The sequence below is a fragment of the Microbacterium sp. B35-04 genome (genome assembly GCF_010634885.1).
Lineage (GTDB): Bacteria > Actinomycetota > Actinomycetes > Actinomycetales > Microbacteriaceae > Microbacterium.
The window spans coordinates 1-700 of record NZ_MWLP01000160.1; the positions used below are offsets into that span (position 1 = coordinate 1).

The following is a 700-nucleotide window of genomic DNA, read 5'->3' on the forward strand; positions in this document are numbered from 1 at the left end:
GAGGACCCCGCCCGTGCCGTCGGTGGACTGGTTGCCGGCGATCACCAGGTCGAAGCCGGTCCGCCGCAGCGCTGTGGCGAGCACCTCGGCGGTCAGCCCCAGGTCGGCGCCGAGAAGGGCATCGTCGACGACCTGCACGGCCGATGCGGCACCCATCGCGAGCCCCTTGCGCACCGTCGCCGACGCGGACTCCGGAGTCATCGAGAGCACCACGACCTCGGTGCCGGGCGTCTTGTCGGCATATGACAAGGCGACCTCGAGCGCACGCTCACCGATCTCATCGAGCACCGTCTCGCTCGCCCCGCGGTCGGCCAGGCCGGTCTCCAGCGACAGCTTGCGATCCCCGTAGGTATCCGGGACTTCCTTGACCAGGACGACGATCTTCATGACGATCTCCTCACGCTGCGCACGAGTCTAGGGCGCGCCGCGCAATGTACCCAATCGCATGGAATGCACCGACAAGACCGACCGCTGACCCGCTGTGTGTATACATAAACGCCCGTTCGCGGCACCCACATCCGACTCGTGCACCGCGTACCGGTACGGTGAAAGGAGGAGGTCGTCATGGCAGCACCCAAACGTCTTCCGGTCGACCCGATCGCCGAAGCCAAGCGCCAGTGGATCGCCCATGGCTGGGAACCCGCCGCGGCCGGCATGACCGCCGTGACGTCGATCATCCGGGCGCAGCAGCTCCTGCTCG

At 67.4% G+C, this 700-nt stretch carries 1 pseudogene; it reads right to left on the minus strand.

Going from position 1 to position 700, the window contains the following annotated elements:
- Window positions 1-387 (minus strand): annotated as a pseudogene (locus B1729_RS20215) (electron transfer flavoprotein subunit beta); the annotation flags it as partial.
- Between the last annotated feature and the right edge of the window lie 313 nt (window positions 388-700).